The 26,338-nt window shown below is 58.1% G+C and carries 28 protein-coding genes and 2 pseudogenes; 10 read left to right on the top strand and 20 right to left on the bottom strand.

What is annotated here, in order from left to right; translation table 11 throughout:
* Positions 1–200: 200 nt before the first annotated feature.
* The 3 genes and pseudogenes from AAC083_RS13380 to AAC083_RS13370 all read right to left on the bottom strand — a co-directional run bounded on the left by AAC083_RS13380 (position 201) and on the right by AAC083_RS13370 (position 1,359).
* A complete protein-coding gene (locus tag AAC083_RS13380; RefSeq protein ID WP_042033902.1) occupies positions 201–1,115 on the bottom strand; it encodes a bifunctional GNAT family N-acetyltransferase/hotdog fold thioesterase in 915 nt (304 codons plus the stop codon).
* 17 nt (positions 1,116–1,132) lie between these two features.
* Positions 1,133–1,237 (bottom strand): annotated as a pseudogene (locus AAC083_RS13375) (GNAT family N-acetyltransferase); the annotation flags it as partial.
* Entirely contained in the window at positions 1,225–1,359 is a 135-nt protein-coding gene (locus tag AAC083_RS13370; protein ID WP_258224563.1) for a hypothetical protein, read from the bottom strand. The gene AAC083_RS13370 and the pseudogene AAC083_RS13375, both read right to left, overlap by 13 nt.
* A gap of 51 nt (positions 1,360–1,410) precedes the next feature.
* Here AAC083_RS13370 and AAC083_RS13365 point away from each other — a divergent pair, with 51 nt between their 5' ends.
* On the top strand, positions 1,411–2,079 hold the full coding sequence (locus AAC083_RS13365) for a spermidine synthase (protein WP_108535474.1): 669 nt from the start codon (positions 1,411–1,413) through the stop codon (positions 2,077–2,079).
* 37 nt (positions 2,080–2,116) lie between these two features.
* On the opposite strand, the gene dtd is transcribed toward AAC083_RS13365, so the two are convergent.
* From dtd to typA, 4 genes and pseudogenes are all read right to left on the bottom strand, one after another.
* Complete coding sequence (dtd, locus tag AAC083_RS13360; protein ID WP_108535473.1) at positions 2,117–2,554, bottom strand: D-aminoacyl-tRNA deacylase; 438 nt, start codon at positions 2,552–2,554, stop codon at positions 2,117–2,119.
* 93 nt (positions 2,555–2,647) lie between these two features.
* Positions 2,648–2,779: pseudogene (locus tag AAC083_RS13355) on the bottom strand (virulence factor BrkB family protein); the annotation flags it as partial.
* 9 nt (positions 2,780–2,788) lie between these two features.
* Positions 2,789–3,661: a virulence factor BrkB family protein gene (locus AAC083_RS13350; RefSeq protein WP_042033908.1), complete on the bottom strand. Its 873-nt coding sequence runs from the start codon at positions 3,659–3,661 to the stop codon at positions 2,789–2,791.
* 173 nt (positions 3,662–3,834) lie between these two features.
* Positions 3,835–5,646: a translational GTPase TypA gene (typA, locus tag AAC083_RS13345; RefSeq protein WP_108535472.1), complete on the bottom strand. Its 1,812-nt coding sequence runs from the start codon at positions 5,644–5,646 to the stop codon at positions 3,835–3,837.
* A 351-nt stretch (positions 5,647–5,997) separates the two neighbouring features.
* Between typA and glnA the strand changes: the two genes are divergently transcribed.
* The 5 genes from glnA to add all read left to right on the top strand — a co-directional run bounded on the left by glnA (position 5,998) and on the right by add (position 11,811).
* The gene (glnA, locus tag AAC083_RS13340) at positions 5,998–7,407 is read left to right on the top strand and encodes a glutamate--ammonia ligase (RefSeq protein WP_042033910.1); all 1,410 of its coding nucleotides are present in this window, start codon (positions 5,998–6,000) and stop codon (positions 7,405–7,407) included.
* Between the two features lie 115 nt (positions 7,408–7,522).
* The gene (locus tag AAC083_RS13335; RefSeq protein WP_108535471.1) at positions 7,523–8,104 is read left to right on the top strand and encodes a DUF4124 domain-containing protein; all 582 of its coding nucleotides are present in this window, start codon (positions 7,523–7,525) and stop codon (positions 8,102–8,104) included.
* 80 nt (positions 8,105–8,184) lie between these two features.
* Positions 8,185–9,240 carry a nitrogen regulation protein NR(II) gene (gene glnL / locus AAC083_RS13330; protein WP_108535470.1) on the top strand — a complete coding sequence of 352 codons (1,056 nt, stop codon included), beginning with the start codon at positions 8,185–8,187 and terminating at the stop codon, positions 9,238–9,240.
* A 9-nt stretch (positions 9,241–9,249) separates the two neighbouring features.
* Positions 9,250–10,668, top strand: coding sequence for a nitrogen regulation protein NR(I) (gene glnG / locus AAC083_RS13325; RefSeq protein ID WP_108535469.1), 1,419 nt, complete (start codon positions 9,250–9,252; stop codon positions 10,666–10,668).
* A 141-nt stretch (positions 10,669–10,809) separates the two neighbouring features.
* The gene (add, locus tag AAC083_RS13320; RefSeq protein WP_108535468.1) at positions 10,810–11,811 is read left to right on the top strand and encodes an adenosine deaminase; all 1,002 of its coding nucleotides are present in this window, start codon (positions 10,810–10,812) and stop codon (positions 11,809–11,811) included.
* A gap of 81 nt (positions 11,812–11,892) precedes the next feature.
* Here add and hemN read toward each other — a convergent pair whose 3' ends face one another.
* The 4 genes from hemN to AAC083_RS13300 form a co-directional block, all read right to left on the bottom strand.
* The gene (hemN, locus tag AAC083_RS13315) at positions 11,893–13,266 is read right to left on the bottom strand and encodes an oxygen-independent coproporphyrinogen III oxidase (protein ID WP_108535467.1); all 1,374 of its coding nucleotides are present in this window, start codon (positions 13,264–13,266) and stop codon (positions 11,893–11,895) included.
* A gap of 27 nt (positions 13,267–13,293) precedes the next feature.
* On the bottom strand, positions 13,294–13,734 hold the full coding sequence (locus tag AAC083_RS13310; protein ID WP_108535466.1) for a DUF2489 domain-containing protein: 441 nt from the start codon (positions 13,732–13,734) through the stop codon (positions 13,294–13,296).
* An 11-nt stretch (positions 13,735–13,745) separates the two neighbouring features.
* A complete protein-coding gene (yihI, locus tag AAC083_RS13305) occupies positions 13,746–14,324 on the bottom strand; it encodes a Der GTPase-activating protein YihI (RefSeq protein ID WP_108535465.1) in 579 nt (192 codons plus the stop codon).
* 826 nt (positions 14,325–15,150) lie between these two features.
* Positions 15,151–15,768: a c-type cytochrome gene (locus AAC083_RS13300; protein ID WP_042033918.1), complete on the bottom strand. Its 618-nt coding sequence runs from the start codon at positions 15,766–15,768 to the stop codon at positions 15,151–15,153.
* 142 nt (positions 15,769–15,910) lie between these two features.
* Here AAC083_RS13300 and yihA point away from each other — a divergent pair, with 142 nt between their 5' ends.
* Positions 15,911–16,564, top strand: coding sequence for a ribosome biogenesis GTP-binding protein YihA/YsxC (gene yihA / locus AAC083_RS13295; protein WP_042033919.1), 654 nt, complete (start codon positions 15,911–15,913; stop codon positions 16,562–16,564).
* Positions 16,565–17,358: 794 nt separating this feature from the next.
* Here the strand turns inward: yihA and AAC083_RS13290 are convergent.
* The 9 genes from AAC083_RS13290 to AAC083_RS13250 all read right to left on the bottom strand — a co-directional run bounded on the left by AAC083_RS13290 (position 17,359) and on the right by AAC083_RS13250 (position 24,078).
* Entirely contained in the window at positions 17,359–17,619 is a 261-nt protein-coding gene (locus tag AAC083_RS13290) for a DUF1488 family protein (protein WP_108535463.1), read from the bottom strand.
* Positions 17,616–18,437: a shikimate dehydrogenase gene (aroE, locus tag AAC083_RS13285; protein ID WP_108535462.1), complete on the bottom strand. Its 822-nt coding sequence runs from the start codon at positions 18,435–18,437 to the stop codon at positions 17,616–17,618. The genes AAC083_RS13290 and aroE overlap by 4 nt, the downstream gene beginning before the upstream one ends.
* Before the next feature lie 103 nt (positions 18,438–18,540).
* A complete protein-coding gene (hemF, locus tag AAC083_RS13280; RefSeq protein WP_042033922.1) occupies positions 18,541–19,449 on the bottom strand; it encodes an oxygen-dependent coproporphyrinogen oxidase in 909 nt (302 codons plus the stop codon).
* 112 nt (positions 19,450–19,561) lie between these two features.
* Entirely contained in the window at positions 19,562–20,122 is a 561-nt protein-coding gene (locus tag AAC083_RS13275; RefSeq protein WP_042033923.1) for an L-threonylcarbamoyladenylate synthase, read from the bottom strand.
* Positions 20,123–20,256: 134 nt separating this feature from the next.
* A complete protein-coding gene (gene purE, locus AAC083_RS13270) occupies positions 20,257–20,760 on the bottom strand; it encodes a 5-(carboxyamino)imidazole ribonucleotide mutase (protein WP_042033925.1) in 504 nt (167 codons plus the stop codon).
* 72 nt (positions 20,761–20,832) lie between these two features.
* Positions 20,833–21,390 (bottom strand): DNA topoisomerase family protein, encoded by a 558-nt coding sequence (locus AAC083_RS13265; RefSeq protein ID WP_042033927.1) that lies wholly within the window; start codon positions 21,388–21,390, stop codon positions 20,833–20,835.
* A 55-nt stretch (positions 21,391–21,445) separates the two neighbouring features.
* Positions 21,446–21,919, bottom strand: a complete 474-nt coding sequence (locus AAC083_RS13260) for a DUF494 family protein (RefSeq protein WP_040070089.1) — start codon at positions 21,917–21,919, stop codon at positions 21,446–21,448.
* The gene (gene dprA / locus AAC083_RS13255) at positions 21,912–23,027 is read right to left on the bottom strand and encodes a DNA-processing protein DprA (RefSeq protein WP_108535461.1); all 1,116 of its coding nucleotides are present in this window, start codon (positions 23,025–23,027) and stop codon (positions 21,912–21,914) included. Before dprA ends, AAC083_RS13260 begins: the two co-directional genes overlap by 8 nt.
* 1 nt (position 23,028) lies before the next feature.
* Complete coding sequence (locus tag AAC083_RS13250; RefSeq protein ID WP_108535460.1) at positions 23,029–24,078, bottom strand: LysM peptidoglycan-binding domain-containing protein; 1,050 nt, start codon at positions 24,076–24,078, stop codon at positions 23,029–23,031.
* Positions 24,079–24,186: 108 nt separating this feature from the next.
* Here AAC083_RS13250 and def point away from each other — a divergent pair, with 108 nt between their 5' ends.
* The 3 genes from def to AAC083_RS23125 form a co-directional block, all read left to right on the top strand.
* Complete coding sequence (gene def, locus AAC083_RS13245) at positions 24,187–24,699, top strand: peptide deformylase (RefSeq protein WP_108535459.1); 513 nt, start codon at positions 24,187–24,189, stop codon at positions 24,697–24,699.
* A 12-nt stretch (positions 24,700–24,711) separates the two neighbouring features.
* Positions 24,712–25,656, top strand: a complete 945-nt coding sequence (fmt, locus tag AAC083_RS13240; protein ID WP_108535458.1) for a methionyl-tRNA formyltransferase — start codon at positions 24,712–24,714, stop codon at positions 25,654–25,656.
* 45 nt (positions 25,657–25,701) lie between these two features.
* Positions 25,702–26,338 (top strand): transcription antitermination factor NusB (locus AAC083_RS23125; RefSeq protein WP_441296514.1); only part of this gene is annotated, 637 nt, incomplete at its 3' end.

Raw genomic sequence — 26,338 nt, 5'->3', positions numbered from 1 at the left:
CCCCTGAGCTGAGCTGGGAGTTCCCGGCCAAGCAGACATCCTGTGGCTGGGAGGTAGGAGTGCGCTATCCGGCCCAGGGACGCAACAGCCCGCTCTGGCGACCAGCACAGCCCGCCAACGCGCCCACGTCGGCCAGCGAGCCGTAAAATGAACAAGGCCTCATCATGAGGCCTTGTTGCAATCTTGCGAGAGAAAAAGCGTCAGGTCTGCTGACCGGGTCGTTTGATGGGCTGCACCACGTAGTGGCCGAGGAACTCGGCTGCCAGCTTGTCACCACTGAACAGCTTGATCTTGAGGCTGAATTTGGCCGACTCTCCCGCCTTGAGCGGCGCCAGCACGGCAGGCATTCCTTCACGGGCCACCCGTGCTTCCGGCTCCTCGTTGACCGGGCGGTAATACTTGATGTTGCCCTCCGCCAGCACAGTATCCCCCACCAGCCCCGCCTCCTTGAGCTGCAACCAGATGAGCCCCCAGCCCGCCAGCACACACTGGCTGTAGCTGCTGCCGGCAAACATGGTGTCGTGCACATTGAGGTTGGCCGCCAGATTGGCCTTGAGATGGAACGTCTGGCCGTCGTAGTGGGTGATGTGTACCCCCATCTTCTCGCTGATGGGAATGCCCCGCGCCCAGCGGGTCGTGAGATCCTGACACCACTCGGGGCGGTACTGGATGGTCTGCAAGGGGCTGAGGGACTTGATCATCTGACGGTGCGGAATGCGGCCGAAAGAGACGGGCCCTTCCCCCACCTCGAGGAAGCCGCACTTGCAATAAAACTCCACCGCCTCCTGGCGGGCGTTCATCACCAGCCGCTTCACTTTCTCGCTACGGGCCAGCTGTTCGAGATCTGCCACCATGCGAGCCCCCAGCCCCTGACCGCGAAACTCGGGGCGCAGCGCCATAAAACGGATCTGGGCCTCGTCGCCACCGACAAACAGCCGGCCGACGGCGATCGGTGTGCCGTCAGGCGCCAGCATCAGGCGGTGGATGGCGACAGTATCGTATTCATCCCGTTCGGAACCAACGGGCAGATTGAAGGGTTTACGCAGCAGTTCCCAGCGCAGCTGGTAGTAAGCGTCCAGCTCGGCTGCCGTTTGAGGAGTGACTACCCGGTACATAAAGCGATCCTTGAGTTAGCGCCGACGGACAGATTGAAGGGCTTGCGCACCAATGCCTCCCAGCGCAGCTGGTAGTAAGCGTCCAGCTCTGCTGCCGTTTGAGGAGTGACTACCCGGTACATAAAGCGATCCTTGAGTTAGCGCCGACGGACAGATTGAAGGGCTTGCGCACCAATGCCTCCCAGCGCAGCTGGTAGTAAGTGTCCCGCTCGGCTGCCGTCTGGGGAGTGACCACCCGGTACATAGTTCTATCCTTGAGTTACACTGGTCGAAAACCATCTTGCCGTGCAAATTCATGGACTTCAATCTGCAAGCGTACCAAGCCGACCACTTATTGCACCTGAGCGCCAAGCCGGAACGGCGCCTCTCCATTCTGGAAAATGCCCATCACCGCTGGCTGGAGATCGACGGCGTGGTGCAATCGGCCATGTCACTCGCCGCACCTGCCGCACTCTGCCTGCCCCATCAGCAGTGCATCGCAGACCTGCTGCCCGCCACCGCAAGCCGGGTGCTGGAGCTGGGATTGGGTGGTGGCGATCTGACCCGCCATCTGGGGGCTCGCTGGCCGGAGGCACGGCACGACTGCGTGGATCTGGATGAAGAGGTGCTGACCCTGTTTCAGGCATTCTTCCGCCACCCGACGGAACCCGCTGACCGAGCGTTGCACCTGCACCACGCCGATGCCCTCGCCTTTCTGCTGGCCCACGACGACACCTATGACTTCGCGCTGCTCGACCTGTTCAGCCAGGATGGCAACCCCCTGCTGCTGTTCCAGCCTCCGCTCTATCAGACCCTGGCCGCCCGTCTGCGCGGTCCCCTCATCATCAACCTGCTGCCACGCACCCACAAGGAACTGGAGCAGGCACTCATGTTGGTCGAGGAGTGGATTGGCCCCACCCAGGCACACCCCGTGCCCGGCTACATCAACGTGATCCTGCACACAGTTCCGCGCCACGTCGCCTAGACACGAGGCTCCCGGTGATGGCGGCTGACGCCCCCTTTCAGACCTGTAACCAGAAGGTCACAGGGCCATCGTTGAGCAGCGCCACCTTCATGTCGGCGGCAAAACGACCGGTCTCGGTCGGCATGCCGCTGGCTTTTGCCTGCGCCACGAAGTAGTCGTATAGCCGCTCGGCCTCGGCTGGATGGGCGCCGCCGGAGAAGCCGGGTCTCATGCCTTTTTTGGTATCCGCCGCCAGGGTGAACTGGGAGACCACCAGCAGGCTGCCGCCAGCCTGGCTCACATTGAGGTTCATCTTGCCATTCTCGTCACTGAAAACCCGGTAGCCGCTCACCTTGTGCAGCAGCTTGTCGACACTGGCCTCATCATCCCCCTGCTCCACCCCGAGCAGCACCAGCAGACCATTGGCTATGGCGCCGGTGATGACCCCCTCCACTGTCACGCTGGCCTCGGAAACCCGCTGGATCAATGCAATCACATCCCTCTCCTCTCAAAACAGAACGACCGCCTCCGTCTTGCTAACGGGGGCGGTCGTCGATGCTATCAATAAAGCAGCGGGCAAAGCGATGGCTCAAGCCAGCTCTTCTGAGGCTGGCCGCTCATATTCACCGAGGCAGGCGGTAGTTTCCGCGCCAAGCAAGACCACCAGCCAGCTGAGGCAATACACATAGGCCCAGACAAACAGCATGGTCGCCGATGCCAACAACAAGGCTCAAGCTAACTCTTCTGAAGCCGGCCGCTCATATTCACCGAGACAGGCGGTAGTTTCCGCACCAAGCAAGACCACCAGCCAGCTGAGATAGACCCAAACAAACAGGATCGGAATGGTCGCGAGAGCGCCATAGATAGCCTGATAGGAGGGGAAGTTCGTGATGTAGATGGCAAATCCGCGCTTGGCCAACTCGAACAGGATTGCGGCCACCAAGGCACCGATGAAGGCGTGTATCAGCCGCACCTTGCAGTTGGGCACCACCGTATACACCAGCAGGAAGGTGAGCACAGAGAAGAGGAACGGTAACCACCCCAGCAGCAGGTAGCCGATACCAAACAGACTCTCCGCCCCAAACAGCCGCAGCGAGAAAATGTAAGAGGAGATGGCGATGCTGGCACCTATGAGCACGGGGCCCAGCGTCAGTATCATCCAGTACATGGCAAACGCCTGTGCCAGCGGTCGGCCCTGGGTCGAACGCCAGATGTAGTTGAGATTCTTGTCGATGGCCAAGATCAGCATCAGCGCCACCACGATCAGGGCACCTATGCCAACGGCAGTGGTATTGGTGGCATTCGCCACGAAGCCATCTATGTACTCCTTGAGCATTTCACCCGCAGTAGGCACGAAGTTGTGATAGACGAACTGCTCTATCGCCTGCTTCAGGGTCTGGAACACGGGAAAAGCGGACATCATGCCGAACACCACGGCAATCATGGGCACCAGGGAGAGCAGAGTGACATAGGCCAGATAGCCAGCAGTCACTGTCAGCCTGTCCTGCTGGAAACGGCCCCAGACAAACTGGGCGAAGTGACCACCATCGTGGCGTAAAAAAGAGAGGGCATGACCGAGACGGCCACTGAATTTCTGCTGCATCGTGATTCCCAATGTCTTCATCATGCTGGCATTGTGTCAGATTGCATGGTCATTTGGCCACCCATGGGCCGGATAGATGCGATCTGTTCGGACATACTGACCGGCGATGCTCCGCCGGGCGACCATAAAAAAAGAGGCCATAAGGCCTCTCTCTGTCTGTCGATGAACAGATATCAAGCACGACCGGCGCGCTTGCGATCCATCTCGGTCAGCAGTTTCTTACGTACGCGAATGGCCTTGGGCGTGATCTCTACCAGCTCATCGTTGTCGATGAACTCGAGAGCCTGTTCCAGGGTCATGCGGATCGGCGGAGTCAGCACCTGGGCCTCATCGGTACCGGAGGCACGCATGTTGGTCAGCTGCTTGCCCTTCAGGCAGTTCACTGTCAGGTCGTTGGAACGGGAGTGAATACCGATCACCTGGCCTTCGTACACTTCGGTCGCGTGACCGATGAACAGACGACCACGGTCTTGCAGACCGAACAGGGCGAAGGTCAGCGCCTTGCCGGTAGCATTGGAGATCAGCACGCCGTTCTGACGCTCACCGATGCTGCCACCCTTGTGCGGACCGTAATGGTCGAAGGTGTGGTACAGCAGACCGGTACCGGACGTCATGGTCAGGAACTCGGTCTGGAAGCCGATCAGGCCACGACTCGGGATCATGAAGTCAAGACGGACACGGCCCTTGCCATCCGGGGTCATGTTGGTCATCTCGCCCTTACGCAGGCCGAGTTGCTCCATGACGGAACCCTGGTGAATCTCTTCCACGTCGACAGTCACGGTTTCGAACGGTTCGTGCAGAACGCCATCCACGGTGCGCAGGATAACTTCCGGACGGGATACTGCCAGCTCGTAACCTTCGCGACGCATGTTTTCGATCAGGATGGAGAGGTGCAGTTCACCACGACCGGATACGCGGAACTTGTCCGGATCTTCGGTCTCTTCCACACGCAGGGCCACGTTGTGGACCAGCTCCTGGTTCAGACGCTCCAGGATGTTGCGGGAAGTCACGAACTTGCCTTCTTTACCAGCGAACGGTGAGGTGTTGACCTGGAAGGTCATGTTCACGGTCGGCTCGTCAACGGAGAGCGGCGGCAGGGCTTCAACAGCACCGTTGTCACAGATGGTGTCGGAGATTTTCAGCTCGCCCAGACCTGTGATGGCGATGATGTCGCCCGCTTGCGCGTCAACAACTTCGGTACGGGACAGACCCAGGTAGCCAAGCACCTGACCGACCTTACCAGTACGGGTTTTGCCATCGGCACCGACGACGGTGACTTGCTGGTTGGTCTTGACGCGACCACGGCTGATACGGCCGATACCGATAACACCGACGTAGGAGTTGTAGTCCAGCTGGGAGATTTGCATCTGGAAAGCACCGGCAGGGTCACCCTTCGGCTGCTCGACGTTGTCGACGATGGCCTGGAACAGGGGTTCCATGTTGTCGGATTCAACGCCTTGGTCCATGGTGGCCCAACCGTTCAGTGCTGAAGCGTAAACAACTTTGAAGTCCAGTTGCTCATCGGTCGCACCCAGGTTGTCAAACAGGTCAAATACCTGATCCATTACCCAGTCAGGACGAGCACCCGGACGGTCGATCTTGTTGATGACCACGATCGGCTTCAGACCCTGGGCGAAGGCTTTCTGGGTCACGAAACGAGTCTGCGGCATCGGGCCGTCAACGGCATCAACCAGCAGCAGCACCGAGTCGACCATGGACATGACACGCTCTACTTCACCACCGAAGTCAGCGTGACCCGGGGTATCAACGATGTTGATACGGTAGTCTTTCCAGCGGATCGCGGTGTTCTTGGCGAGAATGGTAATACCACGTTCCTTTTCCAGGTCGTTGGAATCCATCAGACGCTCTTGACCATCAGTGGTACGGTCCAGGGTTCCAGACTGCTGTAGCAGCTTATCAACCAGGGTAGTTTTGCCGTGGTCTACGTGCGCAATAATCGCAATATTGCGTAAATTCTCTAACATTCTCGCCTCAATCACCGGGTAAAATTGGGCGCTAATTGTACTCTCGCCTTTGTGATCTGCCTAGCAGAATTACAGTGCAATCTCGTATAACAGGGGTTCGGGATCATAGACCTTCCGCTCAAAGCCTGCTTAGATGGGGGCTGACCGTATACTGCGCACCATTTTAGTGCACCAAAACGATCCACTGTTGCACTATTTTGAGGCGTAACGCGCTGAGATGGCGGGTCTTGGGGCAGGGTTATAGTCGCAAATGCCCTGAAATCAAGCTGTCACAAACTTGGCACGATACTGGCTTATGTGAATGCGATGACGCATTCACCCTAAGAGTTTTAACACCGGAGGTTACTTAGCATGTCAGCCCAGAACGTTTTGGCCCTGATCCAGGAACACGAAGTCAAGTTTGTTGACCTGCGCTTTACCGACACCAAAGGTAAAGAGCAGCACGTATCCATCCCTTCCCACCAGGTCAACGAAGACTTCTTCGAAGACGGCAAGATGTTCGATGGCTCCTCCATCGGCGGCTGGAAGGGCATCAACGAGTCTGACATGGTGCTGATGCCGGATGCGGCCTCCGCCAAGCTGGATCCGTTCACCGAAGAGACCACCCTGAACATCGTCTGCGATGTGCTGGAACCGGCCACCATGCAAGGTTATGACCGCGATCCCCGCTCCATCTCCAAGCGTGCCGAAGATTTCCTGAAAGCCAGCGGCATCGCTGACACCGTGCTGTTCGGGCCGGAGCCGGAATTCTTCATGTTCGACAACATCACTTTCTCGAACACCATGGGCCACAGCTTCGTGAAAATCGAATCTGAAGAAGCCGCCTGGAACTCGGGTACCGAGTACGATCACGGCAACAAGGGCCACCGTCCGTTCGTGAAAGGCGGTTACTTCCCGGTTGCACCGGTTGACTCCTCCCAAGACATCCGCGCCGCCATGTGTCTGGTGCTGGAAGAGATGGGCCAGGTCGTTGAAGCTCACCACCACGAAGTGGCGACCGCCGGTCAGAACGAGATCGCGACCCGTTTCAACACCCTCACGCTGAAAGCAGATGAAGTACAGGTTCTGAAGTACGTGATCCACAACGTGGCCCACGCCTACAACAAGACCGTCACCTTCATGCCGAAGCCCATGTTCGGTGACAACGGCTCCGGCATGCACTGCCACCAGTCCCTGGCCAAGAACGGCGTCAACCTGTTCGCCGGCGACCTGTACGGCGGTCTGTCCGAGATGGCACTGCACTACATCGGCGGTATCATCAAGCACGCCAAGGCCATCAACGCCTTCGCCAACCCGACGACCAACTCCTACAAGCGTCTGGTTCCGGGTTATGAAGCCCCTGTCATGCTGGCTTACTCAGCCCGCAACCGCTCTGCCTCCATCCGTATTCCGGTCGTGCCGAGCCCGAAAGCTCGTCGTATCGAAGTGCGTTTCCCGGATCCGGCAGCCAACCCGTACCTGGCGTTCGCAGCACAGCTGATGGCCGGTCTGGACGGCATCATCAACAAGATCCATCCGGGCGATGCCATGGACAAGAACTTGTATGACCTGCCGCCGGAAGAGGCCGCTGAAGTGCCGACCGTGGCCGGCTCTCTGGACGAAGCGCTGGCCGCACTGGACAGCGATCGCGAGTTCCTGACCCGCGGCGGCGTGTTCAGCGATGACTTCATCAACTCCTACCTGGAACTGAAACAACAGGATGTTGACCGCGTGCGCATGACACCGCACCCGCTGGAGTTCGAACTGTACTACTCCGTCTAAATCGGAACAGACTGCCCGTTTAAATCCGGTCAGCTTGCTTAATCGTGACAAAACCCGCCATCTGGCGGGTTTTTTCTCTGATAGGATTAAGCAAATTACCGTCAAGGAGAGATGGATGAACAACAAGCACGGCATAGGGATACTCACCCTCATGCTGCTAACCTCGTTCGGCGTTGATGCGACCAGGGTCTATTCCTGGGTCGATGGCAATGGCGTCACCCACTTCACGGATGCCCCTCCCCCCGGCCAGAAGGCCAAAGAAGTGGATATGCGGGTTGCCCCTCTCATTGGCAGCTCGCCGCGCTCGGTGCAGGTGGAGAACTTCAACAGCCTGACCGGCGTCGATACCAAGAAGGAGAAGGAAGCTGTCAAGCTGGTGATCGAACTGCTCTCACCAGAACAGGGCAGCACGCTGCGCGACAACACGGGCAACGTGGTGTTCCAGGGGCAGATCAGCCCGAAAGCACCGGCCCAGTATGACGTGCGCTTGCTCCTGAATGGCAAGGCGGCGCCCGTAGTCAAAAATGGCTTGGCCGTGCGGGTCGAGAACCTGGATCGCGGTGCCCACCAGGCCCAACTCGAGTTGTTGGCCAAAGACGGTACGATCCTTGCTGAATCCAAGGTAGTCACCTTCTACCTGCACCGAGCCAGCCTCAATCCGGCACCAAAAGTGACCCCCCGCCCCAACAGGGGGTGATCCTGTGCATCGATACAGGTAGACTAAATGCACCATACTGGTGCATTACTGGTGTATAGCACCGTTTTAGGGAGAAACCTGTGCCAGCCCGCCCGGATCAAGCCAAGATACTGCTCGATAACTTGCTGACCGCCGTCATCCTGATGGATGAGCGGCTCTGCATCCAGTTCGTCAACCCGGCGGCCGAACAACTGCTCTCCCTCAGCCAGCGCCGGCTGATCGGGATCGAGCTGCCCCATCTGCTGGAACACATTTCCCTCGATTTGCAGCGCCTCAAGCAATGCCTCACCTCGGGGCAGGGCTTCACCGACAGCGAAGTGACCCTGGTGGTTGAAGGAGAACCCAGACTGGTGGAGATGAGCGTGAGCCCGCTCGCCGACCATGAACAACGGCTGATGGTGGTGGAGCTGCGCAAGATAGACCAACAGAAGAAGATCAGCCAGGAGCTGCAACAACATGCCCAGCAACAGGCCGCCAAGGAGCTGGTGCGCGGTCTGGCTCACGAGATCAAGAACCCGCTGGGCGGCCTGCGTGGCGCGGCTCAGCTGCTGCAAAAAGAGCTGCCGGATCCGGCCTTGCGTGAATACACCGGCATCATCATCGAACAGGCCGACCGGCTGCGGGTACTGGTCGACCGACTGCTCGGCCCCCAGCGTCCCGGCCACCACCAGATGCACAATGTCCATTCGGTGCTGGAGCAGGTGCGCCGTCTGGTTGAGCTCGAACTGCCACCCTCGGTACATATCGAGCGGGATTACGACCCCAGCATTCCGGAATTCGAGATGGAGCCGGATCAGCTGCAGCAGGCCTTTCTCAACATAGTGCGCAACGCCGCCGAAGCGCTGGGCGATCAGACCGGCCTTATCCGCATCAAGACCCGCACCGCCTTCCAGATCACCATCCACGGCCAGCGCTACCGGCTGGCAGCGGAGATCAAGATCATCGACAACGGCCCCGGCATCCCCGATGCCATCCGCGATACCCTCTTTTACCCCATGATCACCGGCAAGGAGGGGGGCACCGGGCTCGGCCTCTCCATCGCCCAGAACCTGATCGATCAGCACAAGGGGCGAATCGACTGCATCAGCTGGCCGGGTCACACCGAATTCACCATCTTTCTACCGCTTCGCAAATAAGGGAACGTCATGACAGCAAAAGTGTGGATCGTCGATGACGACAGTTCTATCCGCTGGGTGCTGGAACGCACCCTCGGCAGCGAAGGCTTCGAGTGCGAGAGCTTCGCCGACGGCGAGGCCCTGCTGAGCTCGCTCGAGATGCGCTCGCCGGATGTGATCATCTCCGATATCCGCATGCCAGGCATAGACGGCCTCAGCCTGCTGGAGCAGATCCACCGCCGCCAGGCCGATCTGCCCATCATCATCATGACCGCCCACTCGGATCTGGACAGCGCGGTCAACGCCTACCAGCGCGGCGCCTTCGAATACCTGCCCAAGCCGTTCGATATAGACGAGGCGGTGACACTGGTGCGCCGCGCCGAGAATCACCTGAAAGAGCAGCGAACCAAGCGCAAGACGCGCCCGCAGGAGACGACCACCACCCCTGAAATCATCGGCGAGGCACCGGCGATGCAGGAGGTGTTCCGCGCCATAGGCCGGCTGTCGCGCTCCAGCATCTCTGTGCTGATCAACGGCCAGAGCGGCACCGGCAAGGAGCTGGTCGCCCACGCGCTGCACAAGCACAGCCCGCGTGCCCACAAGCACTTCATCGCCCTCAATATGGCGGCTATCCCGAAAGATCTCATCGAATCCGAGCTGTTTGGCCATGAGAAAGGGGCTTTCACCGGTGCCAACAACATCCGCCACGGCCGCTTCGAGCAGGCTGACGGCGGCACCCTGTTTCTCGACGAGATAGGCGATATGCCGCTGGATGTGCAGACCCGCCTGTTACGGGTGCTGGCCGATGGCCAATTCTACCGGGTCGGTGGCCATCAACCGGTGCAGGTGGACGTGCGGATCATCGCCGCCACCCACCAGAATCTGGAGAAACGGGTCGCCGACGGCGAATTCCGGGAGGATCTGTTCCACCGCCTCAACGTCATTCGCATCCACATTCCGGCCCTCAAGGAGCGCCGCGAGGACATACCCCAACTGGCCCGGCACTTTTTGCTGCGGGCGGCCAAGGAGCTGAGCGTGGAGAGCAAGAGCCTGCACCCGGATACCCAGGCCTACATCAGCCGTCTCGCCTGGCCGGGCAACGTGCGCCAGCTGGAGAACGTTTGCCGCTGGCTGACCGTGATGGCCTCGGGTCAGGAGGTGCTGGTAGGGGATCTACCCGCCGAACTGCTGACCCCCATCACCAGCACGGCCGAACCGGGCCAGCCAGCCCTGTCCGGCGGCTGGCAGCAGCAGTTGCAGGATTGGGTCGCCAGCAAACTGGCACTGGGGGAGACCGACATCCTGGCCGACGCCCTGCCCCAGTTCGAGCGGATCATGCTGGAGACGGCGCTGGATCACACCCATGGCCACAAACAGGAAGCCGCCCGCCTGCTCGGCTGGGGTCGCAACACCCTGACCCGCAAGCTGAAGGAGCTCGACCTCTCCTGAGTCCTCTGGAAAAACGATTCCCATCACGCCTTGGCACATCACTGACCAATAAGACCCCGTTTGATTTCAAACGGGGTATCTTTTTTGAGAGCCCTGCCTAGAATGACAGGCTTTCAAACCCGACTCGAAGAAGGCGCCACCATGATTGACAGATCTCTCCCCCTGACCGACCTGCACCGTCATCTGGACGGCAACATTCGTCCGCAGACCATCCTCGAGCTGGGACGTCAGCACAACCTCCCGCTGCCCGCCTATGAACTGGAGGCGCTGCGTCCTCACGTGCAAATTGTCGAGAACGAGCCGAGTCTGGTCGCCTTCCTGAAGAAGCTGGACTGGGGGGTGGCCGTGCTGGCCGATTATGATGCCTGCCGCCGGGTCGCCTACGAGAACGTGGAAGATCTGCTGCGCGCCGGCATCGACTATGCCGAGCTGCGCTTCAGCCCGGCCTACATGGCGATGGCACACAAGCTGCACCCACAAGGTGTGGTGGAAGCCATCATAGACGGCGTGGCTGCCGGCAGCCACGACTTCGGCATCAAGACCAACCTCATCGGCATCATGAGCCGCACCTTCGGCACCGAACAGTGCCGCAAGGAGCTGGACGCCTGCCTGGCCTATCGCGACAAACTGGTCGCCGTCGATCTGGCCGGCGACGAACTGGGCTTCCCGGGCGAGCTGTTCATCGAGCATTTTCGCAAGGTACGTGATGCGGGCATGCACGTCACAGTACACGCAGGCGAAGCGGCGGGCCCCGAAAGCATGTGGCAAGCCATTCGCGAGCTGGGCGCCGAGCGTATCGGTCACGGCGTCAAGGCGATTGCGGATCCGGCCCTGATGGCCTACCTGGCGGAACACCGCATCGGCATCGAATCCTGCCTCACCTCCAATATCCAGACCACCACGGTAGCGAGCCTGACCGAACACCCGATCCGCCAGTTCCTGGCCGCCGGCGTGCTGGCCTGCCTCAACACCGACGATCCGGCGGTGGAAGGGATCGACCTGCCCCACGAATATGAAGTGGCCGCCCCTGCCGCTGGCATGACGGCGAGCGAAATCCGCACCGCCCAGCAGAACGGCCTGACCCTCGCCTTCCTGAGTGATAGCGAGAAAGCCGAGCTGAGCGCCCGTGCCGCCAGCCGCTAAACCTTGAACCGTTTGCTTACCCCATAAAAAAAACCGCCTGAAACACGGCGGTTTTTTTATCTTCAGTGCAGGGCTGCCGGTTCAGATCACGCGGGAGAACTGCTGCTGGCGCGCCTTGTTGCGCAGGTAGACATCGAAACACATGCAGATGTTGCGAATGAGCAGCTGACCAGTGGAGACCACTTCCAGCCCATCGTCAATCATGCGTACCAGACCGTCGTCGATAAAGGTCTGCAACAGCTTGAGATCGTCGGCGAAGTACTCCTTGAAGACCAGACCATGGGCCTGCTCGACGGCGGCAAAGTTCAGGCGAAAGTCACAAATGAGGCGCTTGATCACCTCGCGGCGGATCAGATCGTCCTGATTGAGGGAGCATCCCTTCCACTGGGCATGGCCCAGCTCTTCAACCTGAGCGTAGTAAGCTTTGAGCTCTTTTTGGTTCTGGGAATAGGCATCGCCGATCATGCTGATGGAGGAGACCCCCAGCCCCAGCAGATCACAATCCCCCTGGGTGGTGTAGCCCTGGAAGTTGCGGTGCAACTTGCCTTCCCGCTGCGCCACCGCCAGCTCGTCATCAGGCTTGGCGAAGTGATCCATGCCAATGAACTGGTAACCCTGACCGGTGAGGAAGCCGATGGTGTCTTGCAGCATGGCCAGCTTCTCCCGGGGGGCTGGCATGTCTTCCTCTTTCAGCTTGTGCTGGGCGGCGAAACGGCTCGGCAGATGGGCATAGTTGAAGATGGAAAGGCGGGCCGGATCCGTCTTGAGTACTTCTTCCAGGGTGTGGTGGAAGCTATCGCGATTCTGGTGTGGCAGGCCGTAGATGAGATCCAGGTTGGTCGAGCGAAAGCCCAGTTCGCGAGCACGCTCCAGCATTGCGCGGATGAAGTCGTTATCCTGCTCGCGATTGACCGCGACCTGCACCGCCTTGTTGAAGTCCTGCACGCCGAGGCTGATGCGGTTAAACCCCACTTCGCGCAGCACATCCAGCATGGTGAGTTCGATCTCGCGCGGGTCCACTTCGATGCTTATCTCGCCTTCATCCGCGAACTGGAAGTGCTCACGCAACATGGCCATCAAGCGGCGAGTCTGGGCTTCGTTCAGATAGGTAGGCGTGCCACCGCCCCAGTGCAACTGGGTCACCAGCCGGTGTTTGAACAGGGGGGCCTGCGCTTTGATCTCCTGCTCGAGATAGTCGAGGTACTGATCGGCCTTGTGCTGATGACGGGTGATCACCTTGTTGCAGCCGCAGTAATAGCAGAGCTTGTGACAGAAGGGGATGTGCACGTAGAGGGACAGGTTGCGCGCCGGATACTGGCCTGCGGCGTGGACGAAGTCCGGATAGCCGAAGCGCTCGTTGAACTCCAGCGCAGTGGGATAGGAGGTGTAGCGCGGGCCGCTGTAGTTATATTTTTCGATCAGGGCCTGATCCCACACAATCTGTTCTGCTTGCACGCTTGCTTCCTCTTTTTTGTTATCGGCTCACCGGCTTAACTGAAAATCCTTCAGTTGGGCCACATCCTTGAGGATCTGCGCCTCCAGCTCGGCCTCATAGCCACTGCGTTCGAGATCCATCTTCATCACTTCATTACGCTTGAGGGCACGTCTCGCCTCATGAGTCGGCATCTCTTTCACCTTCTCATAGAGAGCGTACAAACCCGGAAATTCGCTGGCAAAGGCGCGGCCGCCCTTGATCTGCAAAGCATCCAGCAAATTGGTCAGCCGGATGGCGCCTTCGGAATAGTCGCACTGACCGTCCCGCACCGCATGGGCAATCACTCGCACGCTGTCGAGAATGCGCTCATTGCGGGCCGCAATGGCCTGCCGTTGCATATCACGCTGGCGCTTGAGTCGGGCCAGCAGGGTACCGGCATACACGGCGAGCCCCAGCAAAATCAGGCCGCCCAACAGGGCGGCCAGCATCCATCCACTCATCACTTTTTCTTCGGCTCAGGCTTGGGCTCTGGCTGATAGTCAACCTGGGTGAAGCGATCCCACAGCTCCTCTTCGGAGGCTGGCTGGCTCGGCTCATCATAGCTGGCATCGTCGAAGGAGCCATCGTCGTCTTCGTCATCATCGTTGTCTATGATGCCAAGCTCATCCATCAGCTCCTGATAGCGATCGACACGCTGGTCAACCCAGGTCTGCTCAGCCGCTTCCAGGGTCTCGCCGGCATCGAGACGATCCAGCAGATCGTTCAGGCGATCATCATTCTCGATGGCGGCCAGCTCCTGCTCAGGCGTCATCACCAGCTTCTTCTCTCTCACCGGCTTGGGCGCAACCGGCTTGCCGCTCTTCTCTTCCACTATCAGGGCGACCGGCTTGCGGGAGCCGATACGCGGATCCTTGGCCTGCTTGCCATTTTTGTTGCTGGACTGTTCTGCCTGCTGGCGGGAGCCCGCCTTCAAGCCCTTACGCTTGGCGGCGCGTTTGCGCTCACGGCCTTCCAGGGCACTGGCATCTGATTCTTTGCGCTTACCGGTAGGCTTGCGATTGGGTTGTTTAGCCGACATGAATGACTGACTCCGACAAATAACTGGATTGAAGCCGCTCCCGGGATGAAACCATCCGGGGAGGATACTGACACGGGGGACAGTGGAGCAGAAACAAGAGCGGGATCCTGCACCAACCCGACCATTTCTGGCGTCTGAACACCGCAGGATCGGCATCCTCTGGGCATGTTGCTGGTATTTTGACACAGAATGGCTAATCGGGTTAATGACCCAAAAGAAAAAAGGCAGCCGAAGCTGCCTCGATATGTTTATGCGAGTCCCATCCCTGGCTGCAAATCACCCTGTCCGTGGCGATACCTCTGCGCATCATATCTTTGTATATGGTCGTCCTGACCTTAATGGTCGTTCCTGAATGTGCGTGTGCTTGCTTAACCCATGGAGATGGCCTCCGGCCGTCATTCTGGGGTGGTTGCATCCCGCAGCCCCGCTCTTCCTGAGCAGTCACCATCCTGGTATTTCAATCCCTTGCCTGTCACTTGCCTGTTCCTGTGGCATCCCGCCGTATCGACATCCTGTCTTCACAACATCCCGGTCGTGAATCGCCCCGTGGGTCACTCCATGCATCCACTGTATCAACTTAATAAAATGACTCAATCCACCGAGAACGTTTTCAAACGGAGATAAATCGCTTGTTGTCATTTAACATATTGAAATTAATGAATTACTCAACATTATTGAAAAATGTTTAAGCCCTGGCCAGACCAATGAATGGGGGATCTCTTACAACAATGCGAGAAATAATTGGCCAAATGGAGTTAAAGGCCAAAAAGAAACGAGGAGCCGGTAGCTCCTCGTTAATATCAATGGGGTGCATCATAATGCGCTATCAGTGCAAGCCTGCCACGTATATGGACAAGGCCTCTATATCCTGATCAGTCAGCTTCTTGGCAACGTCCCGCATCATGCTGTTCGGGTCGTTATCACGGGCAGCCGCACGAAACGCGGTGAGCTGGGCCTTGATATAAGCAGGATGTTGGCCGGACAGACTCGGATATTTGGCCTGCTCGACACCCGAGCCCCGTGGACCATGACAAGCGGTACAAGCAGCCAGACCACGGCTCATGTCACCACCCATATAGAGCGCTTTACCCGCTGCTACAGCGTCATCAGGCACCGCAATCGGTGTTACCTTCTGGCTGGAAAAGTAGGCAGCAAGGTCTTCCATGTCCTGGTCGGACAGGGGGAGAGCCATAGGCCCCATAATGGGCGCAACCCGACCAATTTGGCCAGAAGCTGCAGCCTTCAGTTCAACTAATTGCTTTTTGATATATGATGCGTGCTGACCAGCAATCTTGGGGTACATATCGACAAGGCTGTTTCCGTCCGGTCCATGACAAGCCGCACACACGGCAGCCTTGGATTGTCCCGCAGCGGCATCGCCCTTGGCTTGTGCCATCCCCGTTACGCCAACCATCAGAGCAAGAGTAATGACTAGGTTCTTCATGGCGTTCCAACTTCTCGTTATTAGGCTTCCAGATCCCATGCCGCTGAAGGCATGTTAAAATAAACGCGTTTAAGCGACGCCATTTTACACGATTTCACAAAAAAGTAACTCTATAACCCTCTATCTCTATGGGGAATTTACGTTGGATACACAAACTCTAAATTTCAATAAGGTGCATTTTGTGACCAGCGCACCCGACATCCGTCACCTGCCAAATGATGGGGGTGTCGAGATTGCGTTTGCCGGCCGTTCCAATGCCGGTAAGTCATCTGCATTGAACACCTTAACCAAGCACAAGAACCTGGCTCGCACCAGTAAGACCCCGGGTCGCACCCAGCTGATCAACCTGTTTGAACTGGAACCGGGCAAGCGTCTGGTCGATCTGCCGGGCTATGGTTATGCACAAGTACCGCTGGAAATGAAGCTCAAGTGGCAAAAGTCACTGGCAGAATACCTGCAGCGTCGTGAGTCATTGAAAGGCCTGGTGATCCTGATGGACATACGTCACCCGCTCAAAGATACCGACATGAACATGCTGGAGTGGAGCTCCCACCGTGAACTGCCGGTTATGCTGCTGCTGACCAAAGCGGACAAGCTAAGCCCGGGTCCCCGCAACAATCAGGTCATCAAGGTTCGTCAGGCCATTGCCGACCTGGGCCCGCAGATACAGGTAGAAGCCTTCTCCTCCCTCAACAATATCGGGGTGGAAAAACTGGCCCAGACCCTGTCTGGCTGGTATCTGGCCGGGGCAGACGAGATCGCCGAAGGTGATGAACAAGAGCAGATAGAGGAATAATGCATTCCTTCATCATTCTGCTATTCCCTCCTTGCAATTGGCGGAGTTGACCCTCCGCTGATTGAAAAACTTTCAGTTGGATGACGTCCCGCCAACCCTCAATACCCGCCTATGCACTCCCACAAGAAATTTGATAAAAGCCCTTTTTAACACTTTTGTGACAAGTTAATTTCCATTAGAAATCAACTTGTCATCCTCATGGCAACGTTTTCATATTTCTGCCATTGAGCAGAAGGCACATCACTCAATAAGTACAGAAATGAAATTTTATTACATGATGGTAGGGAGAGGGGGGATAAAAATGAGACCGGCACCACTGGTGCGGTATCGGCCTGCAACAATCAGCTCAAAAATGGGGAAGAAGCTAAATCTTGAGAACAAAGACAACTGGTTTTCCTCAAGAATCCCCTTCATTCTAACAAATACGTGGCAAACTTAAAGCTTTTACTCTAAATGTCATACATAAAAAAACACCCCGACGAATACTCATCGGGGTCGCTATTCAGCCACATTCAATTACGTGAAATAAAAGGTCTGAAAGATAGAACATCTAACCTCTGTACCCTACGCTGCTAACTGTATAGCAAAGCAGCAGAAAGTGAAAGTAATTTATGTAATTTAGTTTCACGTAAAATAAATTACAAAAAACACTCTATTTTTCATGTAGATAAAAAAATCCCCAGTACGAATACCGGGGCGTTATAAAGGTGACTAGCTAGCACTTCCTCAACTATCTAGTTAGTCAGCGGTATTCCACACAAGTTCCGCTGCTTTGAGAAAAAACTCTAAAAAACTTAGAGATAGATGGCCCCATCTTCTGCAAACTCTTGTTCTTCAATGAGTTTTTCAGCCAAGTCTTCAATGTCGAAGCGCACACTCTCGAAGGCGCGTAGTATGTCCTCCTCCCTGACGAGGGAGAGGCCAGCCATCTTTTCCAGACGCCGGCGACTGATGTAGCAATCGACCAGAGCCCCTCTCTGCTGGGCCGGAAAATGGATCCTCTGTTCGTGCGGTTGCCAGTCCGCCAGTTCGGGAAACAGTATGCCTTGGTTCATAGGGTCCCCAGATTTCGTTTGAGTTCTCTCAATACCTGTTTAGTCCCTGGCCGGATGCCGCGCCACACGGTAAAGGCCTCCGCCGCCTGCTCGACCAGCATGCCCAGCCCATCCATGACCTGGCAAGCCCCCTGCTGTCTAGCCCAGCCGATGAAGGGGGTATCCGAGGCACCATACATCATGTCGTAGATGGCAATATCGGCGTGGATCAGCGCGGGGGCGAGGGGCGGTAGCTCTCCTTGAAGGCTGGCAGAAGTGGAATTGATGATGAGATCGAATGCCCCCTCCAGCAGCTCATAGCGCTGGGCCATAACCCCCCCCAGATCGTGAAACTCGGCCGCCAGTTGCTCCGCCTTGGCGTGGGTGCGGTTGGCTATCACCAATTCGCTCGGCAGCTCGGCCAGCAGCGGTGCCAGCGCACCACGAGCCGCCCCTCCCGCACCTAGCAGCAGGATCCGGCAGCCCGTCAGGATCACGCCGTGGGCCTTAAGATCAGCCACCAGACCGGCACCATCTGTATTGTCCCCCAGCAACACGCCATCATCGGTCAGCTTGATGGTATTGACGGCCCCCGCCCGCTTGGCCCTGGGGCTCAAGCGGTCAACCAGCGCAAACGCCTGCTCCTTGAATGGCACTGTGACATTGCAACCCTTGCCACCCTGAGCAAAGAAGCTGTGCAAGGTGTCAGCAAACTCGTCGACGGCGGGCTCGGCCAGCCCATATTCCAACTCTTGCTGGGTCTGCCTGGCAAACAGGGTATGAATGAAGGGTGACTTGCTGTGGCGCACCGGGTGGCCAAAAACCAGATAACGATCCATCAAAGAGTTCCATCAGAGGGCAATATTTCGATTTAACGGGTTTTCGCACTCAGGAACAAGCCGAATATCGGCCAATAAAAAGGGGCCGTCATGGCCCCTCGGGTCACAGCCACTCTCGCGGCGTGAGGTAATCGGTGTAGAGCAAGGTCTCAGGACTGCCCGCCTTCGGCTGCCAGTCATACTCCCAGCGTGCCAGCGGTGGCATCGACATCAGGATCGACTCGGTACGTCCACCGGTCTGCAACCCGAACAGGGTGCCTCGGTCATACACCAGATTGAACTCCACATAACGACCGCGACGATAGAGCTGGAACTCCCGCTCCCGCTCGCCATAGGGCAGTGCCTTGCGCCGCTCGACAATCGGCAGGTAGGCATCGAGATAGCCCTTGCCGACCGCCTGCATGAAGGCAAAACAATCCGCAAACGGCCAGCGATTCAGGTCATCGAAGAAGAGGCCACCCACGCCGCGTGTCTCGTTGCGATGCTTGAGGAAAAAGTAGCGATCGCACCAGGATTTGAACTCGGGGTAGACCTGCTCGCCAAAGGGTTGGCAGAGGTCGTGCGATACCCGGTGCCAGTGCTGTACATCTTCGGCAAACGGGTAGAAGGGCGTCAAATCGAAACCACCACCAAACCACCAGATGGGCTCTTCGCCTTCCTTCTCGGCAATGAAGAAACGGACGTTGGCGTGGCTGGTCGGCACATAGGGGTTGTGTGGATGGATCACCAGCGACACCCCCATGGCTTCGAACTTGCGACCCGCCAGCTCGGGCCTATGGGCCGTCGCAGAGGCAGGCATGGCATCGCCATAGACATGGGAAAAATTGACGCCCCCCTGTTCGATCACGGCGCCATGGCGCAACACGCGGGTACGACCACCACCGCCGCCCTCACGACACCAGGCATCTTCCACAAAGTGCCCGGTACCATCGGCCTGCTCCAGGCCACGGCAGATCTCGTCCTGCAACTGCAACAGGAAGGCCTTGACCTGGGCCACGTCCGGTTTGCTCATCTTGTCTCCAGTCAGGCAGGATCTTGAACGCCCTGTCCATTTTTATAGTTGAATCAATTCGGTGAGCTCACCGCTCAGCGAATTGATGGCAAATCATGACGCATCCGCCCGCTCAGGAGGGGCGAATAATGGCGCCGGTACGGGCGTCCTTGATCTCGGATGGGTTGGCTTGACCACCCACTTCACCGGGCAGGATATAGGCCAACTTGCTGGCCAGCCGCTCACCGATATCGGCCACCCGACGAGCAGGCTCCTCGCCGGTCAGGTTGGCGCTGGTAGAGACCAGCGGCTTGCCAAAGGCGCGGCACAACGCCTGCACCTGAGGATGAGCCGTCACGCGCACCGCCAGGGTCTCGAACTGCCCGGTCAGCCATGAGGGCGTATCAGGCTTCGCAGGCATGACCCAGGTAAAGGGACCGGGCCAGCTGGCTTCAACCCGTGCCAGCTGCTCGGCGCTGAGCTGGCTCACATTGATATATTCTTGCAGCTGCGCCAGATCGGCAGCGATCAGGATCAACCCCTTCTCCACCGGACGCTGCTTGATGGTAAGCAGTCGCTGCACCGCAACTTCGGAGTCGGGATCACAACCCAGACCAAACACGGCCTCGGTCGCATAAGCGATCACCCCTTCCTGTTGGAGAGCAGCAACCGCCTGTTCAAATTCATTTGGCATAGGAAAAATGCGGCAGCCAGGCTGCCGCCTCGTCACTTGGAAGCAAGTTGAACCGATATGGCGGCGATCATGGCGAAGTGACGTTTTTGCTGTAGCACAGAAAATACGACACTTCCGGAGCACCACCCGTTCACTTACTTGAGTTGAGCCTGCAGGGCGGCATCCTTGGCCATCACCTCTTCGGCATTCTTCTGGCGTTCGGCCCGAACCTTGGCCGCCAGTTCATCATCGGCTACTGCCAGCATCTGGGCTGCCAGATAGCCCGCGTTCTTGGCACCGGCCTTGCCGATTGCTACGGTTGCCACTGGCACGCCACCCGGCATCTGCACGGTAGAGAGCAGCGCATCCAGTCCCTTGAGCGGGCCTCCATCAATGGGCACCCCAATCACGGGACGGGTGGTGATACCGGCAACAGCACCGGCCAAGTGAGCCGCCAGACCGGCAGCACAGATAAAGACCTTGCAGCCACGGGCTTCGGCATCGGTCACATACTGATGAGTCGCAGCCGGGGTACGGTGCGCAGAGGTAACCTTAACTTCCACTGTGATATCAAACGACTTGAGGATCTCAAGGGTAGATTGCATCACGGGAAAATCAGAATCAGAGCCCATCAATACGGCAACAAAGGGTTTATTCATGGTGGGAATTTCCTTACTCCAAATGGGGTTGAAGTTCGCCGAAAACGTTTCAATCTGGTTACGGCGGCGGGATTATACCTGCTCACTTTGATGGCCGCATTTCTTTTGCGGGCAGATCCACCTCAGATTTCCCCTTACTTTCTTCTCCACCATGATGCCCCAGCCACATTCGGGACAAGGCATAGAGATAGGCTTGTCGTTAACCACATATTTACAATGTGGATACCCATCGCAGGAGTAAAACTGCTTGCCGTAGCGTGACGTGCGACTCACCAGATGACCCTTGCCACAATCAGGACAGAGGATCTGGGTATCGTCGCTTTCCTGCAAGGATTCGATGTGCTGGCAGGCCGGGTACTGGGTGCACCCCACAAACAGGCCATAACGCCCCTTTTTGATCGCCAGCGGCTGGCCGCAATCCGGGCAGGCCGAGCCCTCAAGCACTTTCTCGATGTCGCGGCCGGATGGCGTCAGGGAACGGATATAGTCACAGGCAGGATAGGCAGAGCAGCCCAGGAAGAGGCCATGCTTGCCCTGTCGGATCAGCAACTCGGCACCACACTGCGGGCACGGCTCTCGCTCAAATGCCTGCTCGTGGACAGAAAAGAGATGATGATCGATTTTTGACATGGGCCGCGCCTTGAAATCCAGATGGCCTGAATTCTACCAGCGCGGCACCGGACTGTCAGTGAATGACGCCGTCTGACTCATCAAACACCAGCTCTTCCATCTGCTGGTAGGCATTTTCACTGCCCGGTACGTTGAACAGCACCATCATGACGACCCACTTCAAATCATCCAGCTCGATATCCGGCTTGTCCAGCTCGAGCAGGCGCTCGATGCAGATCTCGCGGGTTTCGGCATTCAGTACCTGAGCCTGCTCCAGGAAGAGCAGGAAGCCACGGCATTCGGTGCTGAGGCGAGTCAGCTCTTGCGGGGCATAGATACGCATCGAGCCTTGCGCGCTGGCGGTGACGTACACCTCCCGCTCGCTATCGTGCAGGTTGGCCAGTCGCTCCAGCCAGTCGAGCGCCTTGTCGATTTCTTCTTTATCGAAACCGGCCCGGCTCAACTCGTCGGTGAGCTCATCCTGCTCGACCATCACATCTGCATCGCTGTGGATGTAGGTCTCGAAAAGGTACATCAATACATCAAACATGATTCGCCCTCCTCGCTCTGACGTATCCACCGGCTACCGCCATCACTGCGCCGGAAAGCTCCAGCTCTACCAACCGGCCCAATACCACCTCGACAGGAAGCTGGGCCCGTTCGGCGACGGTATCCACGCTCGTGGTCTCATAATCTACGTTATCCAACAAATCGGCATAAGGCAATTCGCTATTATGCCGTTGCTCAGGCAATTCAGCCGGTTGCCGTGCCAAGCTGACCAATCCGGGAAACTCTTCCACTATATCGGCCGCGCTCAACACAAGTTTGGCCCCCTGCTGGATTAATTTGTTGCAGCCCAGCGCCTGCACATTCTGCGGCGCACCGGGAACGGCAAATACCTCGCGCCCCTGCTCCAGCGCGTAACGGGCCGTGATGAGTGAGCCACTCTGTTCGGCCGCCTCCACCACTAGCGTCCCTCGCGCCAGTCCGCTGATGATGCGATTGCGACGAGGGAAATGTTCGGCCAGCGGCCCCTTGTCCGGCGCCAGCTCGGAGATGAGCACACCCGCGTTCGCCAGGATCTGGCCAGCCAGCCCCTGATGACGCTTGGGGTAGAGGCAGTCGAGACCGGAACCCAGTACGGCGAGTGTAACACCTCCGGTCGCCAGGGCCTGCTGATGACAGACACCATCGATACCGAGCGCGAGTCCCGAGGTGATCGCCAGACCGCACGCCACCAGTTCCGCACACAGGCGGGCGGCATTATCCTTGCCGGCATAGGTGGGGTGACGCGTACCGACCATCGCCAGCTGTGGAACAGACAAGGCGGCAAGATTGCCACGACAGTAGAGCAGCAAGGGGGCGGCAGGGATCTCTTTCAACAAGTCAGGATAGGCGGGGTCATCGGGGCAGATCAGGTGGTTGCCAGGCTCGGTGGCCCAACGTAGCCCCTGATCAACCGAAGGTAGTGGCCATCTGAGCTGCCGGATCTGGGCCGAGTGCAGGCCAAGCACCCGTAAATGGCCATCATCACTCTCAAACAGGGCTGCAATATCGCCACCAAAGTGAGCAAGCAGGCGGGCGGCAGTGACTGGGCCGATACCGGTGACGGCATCCAGCGTCAACCACAGCGAGACCCGCTCGAGTGGAGGTGGCACGTTAGAAGTTACTGACCTGATAGCCGGAGCTGACCATGTCCTGGCTCTGCATGATGAGACCGTAGCTCAGCTTGTCATACACCTTGAACAACATGACTCGGGCCACAGCTTCCGAAGGCAAGGGTTGCTTGCCGGTCGAGTAGAAGGCCTTGTTGTAGAGGGAAGAGTACTCCTTGTACGACACCTTGCCGTTCTTGCTCACCAGCGTGGCGCCGGGACGCCGGACCTCCAGCACATCGCCGGGGGCAAGCTGATCCCGCAGCCCTCTGTTGATGAGCACGACATCAAACTTGCCACCACCACGGGCCTTGCTCGGCAGATCAACTATGTAACCCGGTGAAATCACGGGCGCCGCCTTCGGGGTGAACACGGCAGAGAGAGTTTCCTGTGGCGGCAAAGGCATCACCTTGTCTCCCTGATACACCTCTCGCTGATTGTGACTGAGGGTAACCCGGGTGCGATCATCCGGCAGCCGCTCCTCGGCTCTGGCCGTGCCGACAAAGACCGCCTCCTGCCCCAACAGCTCGCCGGTTTGCTTGTCCTTATAAACGACACCGGGATGATAGATGCCGTACTCCTGACCTGGCGTCAGCGAGCCCTGCACATAGAGGGTGTCGCCCTCCAGCATACCGATATGGGCCTCGTTGTTGCCAAGCACATAGGGCAGCTGTTTCGCTTGCTGGTTATCGGCCAGAATGTGGTCGGTTTGCAGGAAGGGACCTATTTCGCTGAGCGGCAGCATCGGGACCGGATTGGCCTTATTCTCGACGCGACTCTTGGGTGAGAGGTGGACTACCTGCTTGCCCCCCTGTGTCGCCTTGCCGAGCAGGGGGTAGCTCCAGTGCGGATTGGCAATCTGGGGATTGACGTTCCACAGGCGGTGCCAGAGCCCGGTCTCTGCCAGAGCCCGGCCCAAAATATCCCGGAGTATGTCGCCTTTTTGAACGGTATAGCGCTCGGGATAACCCACTTGCAATTTCAACTGATCGGCCAAGGCACTCTGGCTCAGAGTGGCCAGCAGGCAGGCGAGGATGGTTTGCTTCAGATACATAACACTCCCTGTTACTTCTGCGCGCAAAGTGTTGCTGTTTTTTGTCGGCGTAAATGACTAGAATTACGCCAATATTGACTGCATTTATACGAAACTAAAGAAAAAACTATGGCCATTCTAGATGTATTGCGTTTTCCCGATGAACGTCTGCGCACTGTAGCAGCCCCTGTCGAGACCTTTACACCCGAGTTACAACACATTGTAGATGATATGTTCGAAACCATGTACGCGGAGGAAGGCATAGGCCTTGCCGCCACTCAGGTCGACATTCATCAGCGCATCATAGTGATCGATGTCTCTGAAAACCGGGAAGATCCTCTGGTATTGATCAACCCCGAGATCCTCGAGCAATCCGGCAGCACCGGCATCGAAGAGGGTTGCCTCTCCGTGCCCGAGCACCGCGCTCTGGTACCACGCGCCGAACAGGTCAAAATCCGCGCGCTGGATCGCAACGGCAAGCCGTTCGAGCTGGCAGCAGACGATCTGCTCGCTATCTGCATACAGCATGAGATGGATCATCTGGTCGGCAAGCTGTTTGTGGACTACTTGTCCCCGCTCAAGCGCCAGCGCATTCGCCAGAAGCTGGAAAAGATGGCCCGTGAAGATCGCAAAATCCTCTGAGGATCTGCCCCATTGAATAAGCTGAAACTGATTTTTGCCGGTACTCCCGACTTCGCCGCCCGTCATCTGGCGGCGTTGTTGTCTTCCGACCACGAGGTCGTTGCCGTTTATACCCAGCCTGACAAACCGGCCGGCCGTGGTCAGAGGCTCACTGCCAGCCCGGTCAAAGAGCTGGCCCTGACCCACAATCTGCCGGTTTACCAACCTGCCTCGCTGCGCAATGAAGAGGCGCAGGCCGAACTGGCAGCTCTTGGTGCCGATCTCATGGTGGTGGTGGCCTATGGTCTGATCCTGCCCAAGGTGGTGCTCGATACTCCCCGTCTCGGTTGCATCAACGTGCACGGCTCCCTGCTGCCGCGCTGGCGCGGCGCGGCACCGATCCAGCGCGCCATCTGGGCGGGCGATGCCGAGACCGGCGTCACCATCATGCAGATGGATGTGGGGCTGGATACCGGCGCCATGATCCGCAAGGTGAGCTGCCCTATCGCCGCCGACGAAACCTCTACCAGCCTGTACGACAAGCTGGCCGGGCTGGGCCCGCAGGCGCTGGTCGATACCCTGAATGCAATGGCGACCGGTGACACGGCGGCCGAGCAGCAGGACGATTCTCTGGCCAACTATGCCCAGAAGCTCTCCAAGGAAGAGGCCCGCATTGACTGGTCGATGGAGGCCGTTGCCATCGAGCGCTGCATCCGCGCCTTCAATCCCTGGCCCATTAGCTGGTTCGAGGTCGCCGGCCAAACCATCAAGGTGTGGCAAGCCGAAGTAGTGGATAGCAACCATGGCCAACCCGCAGGCACCCTGCTCAAGGCCGACAAGCAGGGGATCGACATTGCCACCGGCAAGGGCGTGCTGCGCCTGCTGACCCTGCAACCACCCGGCAAGAAGGCCATGTCCGTCTCGGATCTGCTCAACTCTCGCCGCGACTGGTTTGAACCCGGCACGCAATTGAATTGAACCAAGCGGGGCCCAGGCCCCGACTTGCGCATCTAAGGTAACATTATGAAAACACGTGCACAGGCCGCTCTCGTTATTCAACAGGTGCTGGATCAGGGTCAATCTCTCTCCGCTGTTCTGCCTGCTGCCCAGGAGAAGGTTGCGCCCCGCGATCGCGCCCTCCTGCAAGAACTCTGCTACGGCACCCTGCGCTGGCTGCCCCGCCTCGATGCAGCGGTCAACGAGATGATGGACAAGCCGCTCAAGAACAAGAGCCGCATCTTCCACTATCTGATCCTGGTCGGTCTCTATCAGCTCATCTACACCCGCATTCCGGCACACGCCGCCGTGGCCGAAACAGTCAACGCCGTCAAGCTGCTCAAGGGTACCTCCTTGCGCGGCCTCATCAATGGTGTGCTGCGCAACTTCCAGCGCAGCGCCGAAGTCATTCTGCTACGCATCGACCGCGTCCCCAGCATTCGCCTAGGCCACCCCGAGTGGCTCACCAAGCGCCTGCGCCAGGCCTATCCCGAAGATTGGGAATTCATCATGGAGGCCAACAACCAGCGCCCGCCCATGTGGATCCGCAACAACAGCCAGCGCCAGAGCCGCGAGCAGATGCTGGCCCGCATGGCCGAAGTGGGCATCAATGCGGTGGCCGGTGAGGAAGGGGAAGATTGCATCCTGCTGGAACGCCCTTGCG

This window comes from Aeromonas sp. HMWF014 (assembly GCF_963878295.1).
Classification (GTDB): domain Bacteria; phylum Pseudomonadota; class Gammaproteobacteria; order Enterobacterales; family Aeromonadaceae; genus Aeromonas; species Aeromonas popoffii.
Note: the sequence above shows the minus strand (reverse complement) of the source record. Positions and strands in the feature narration are given on the sequence as shown.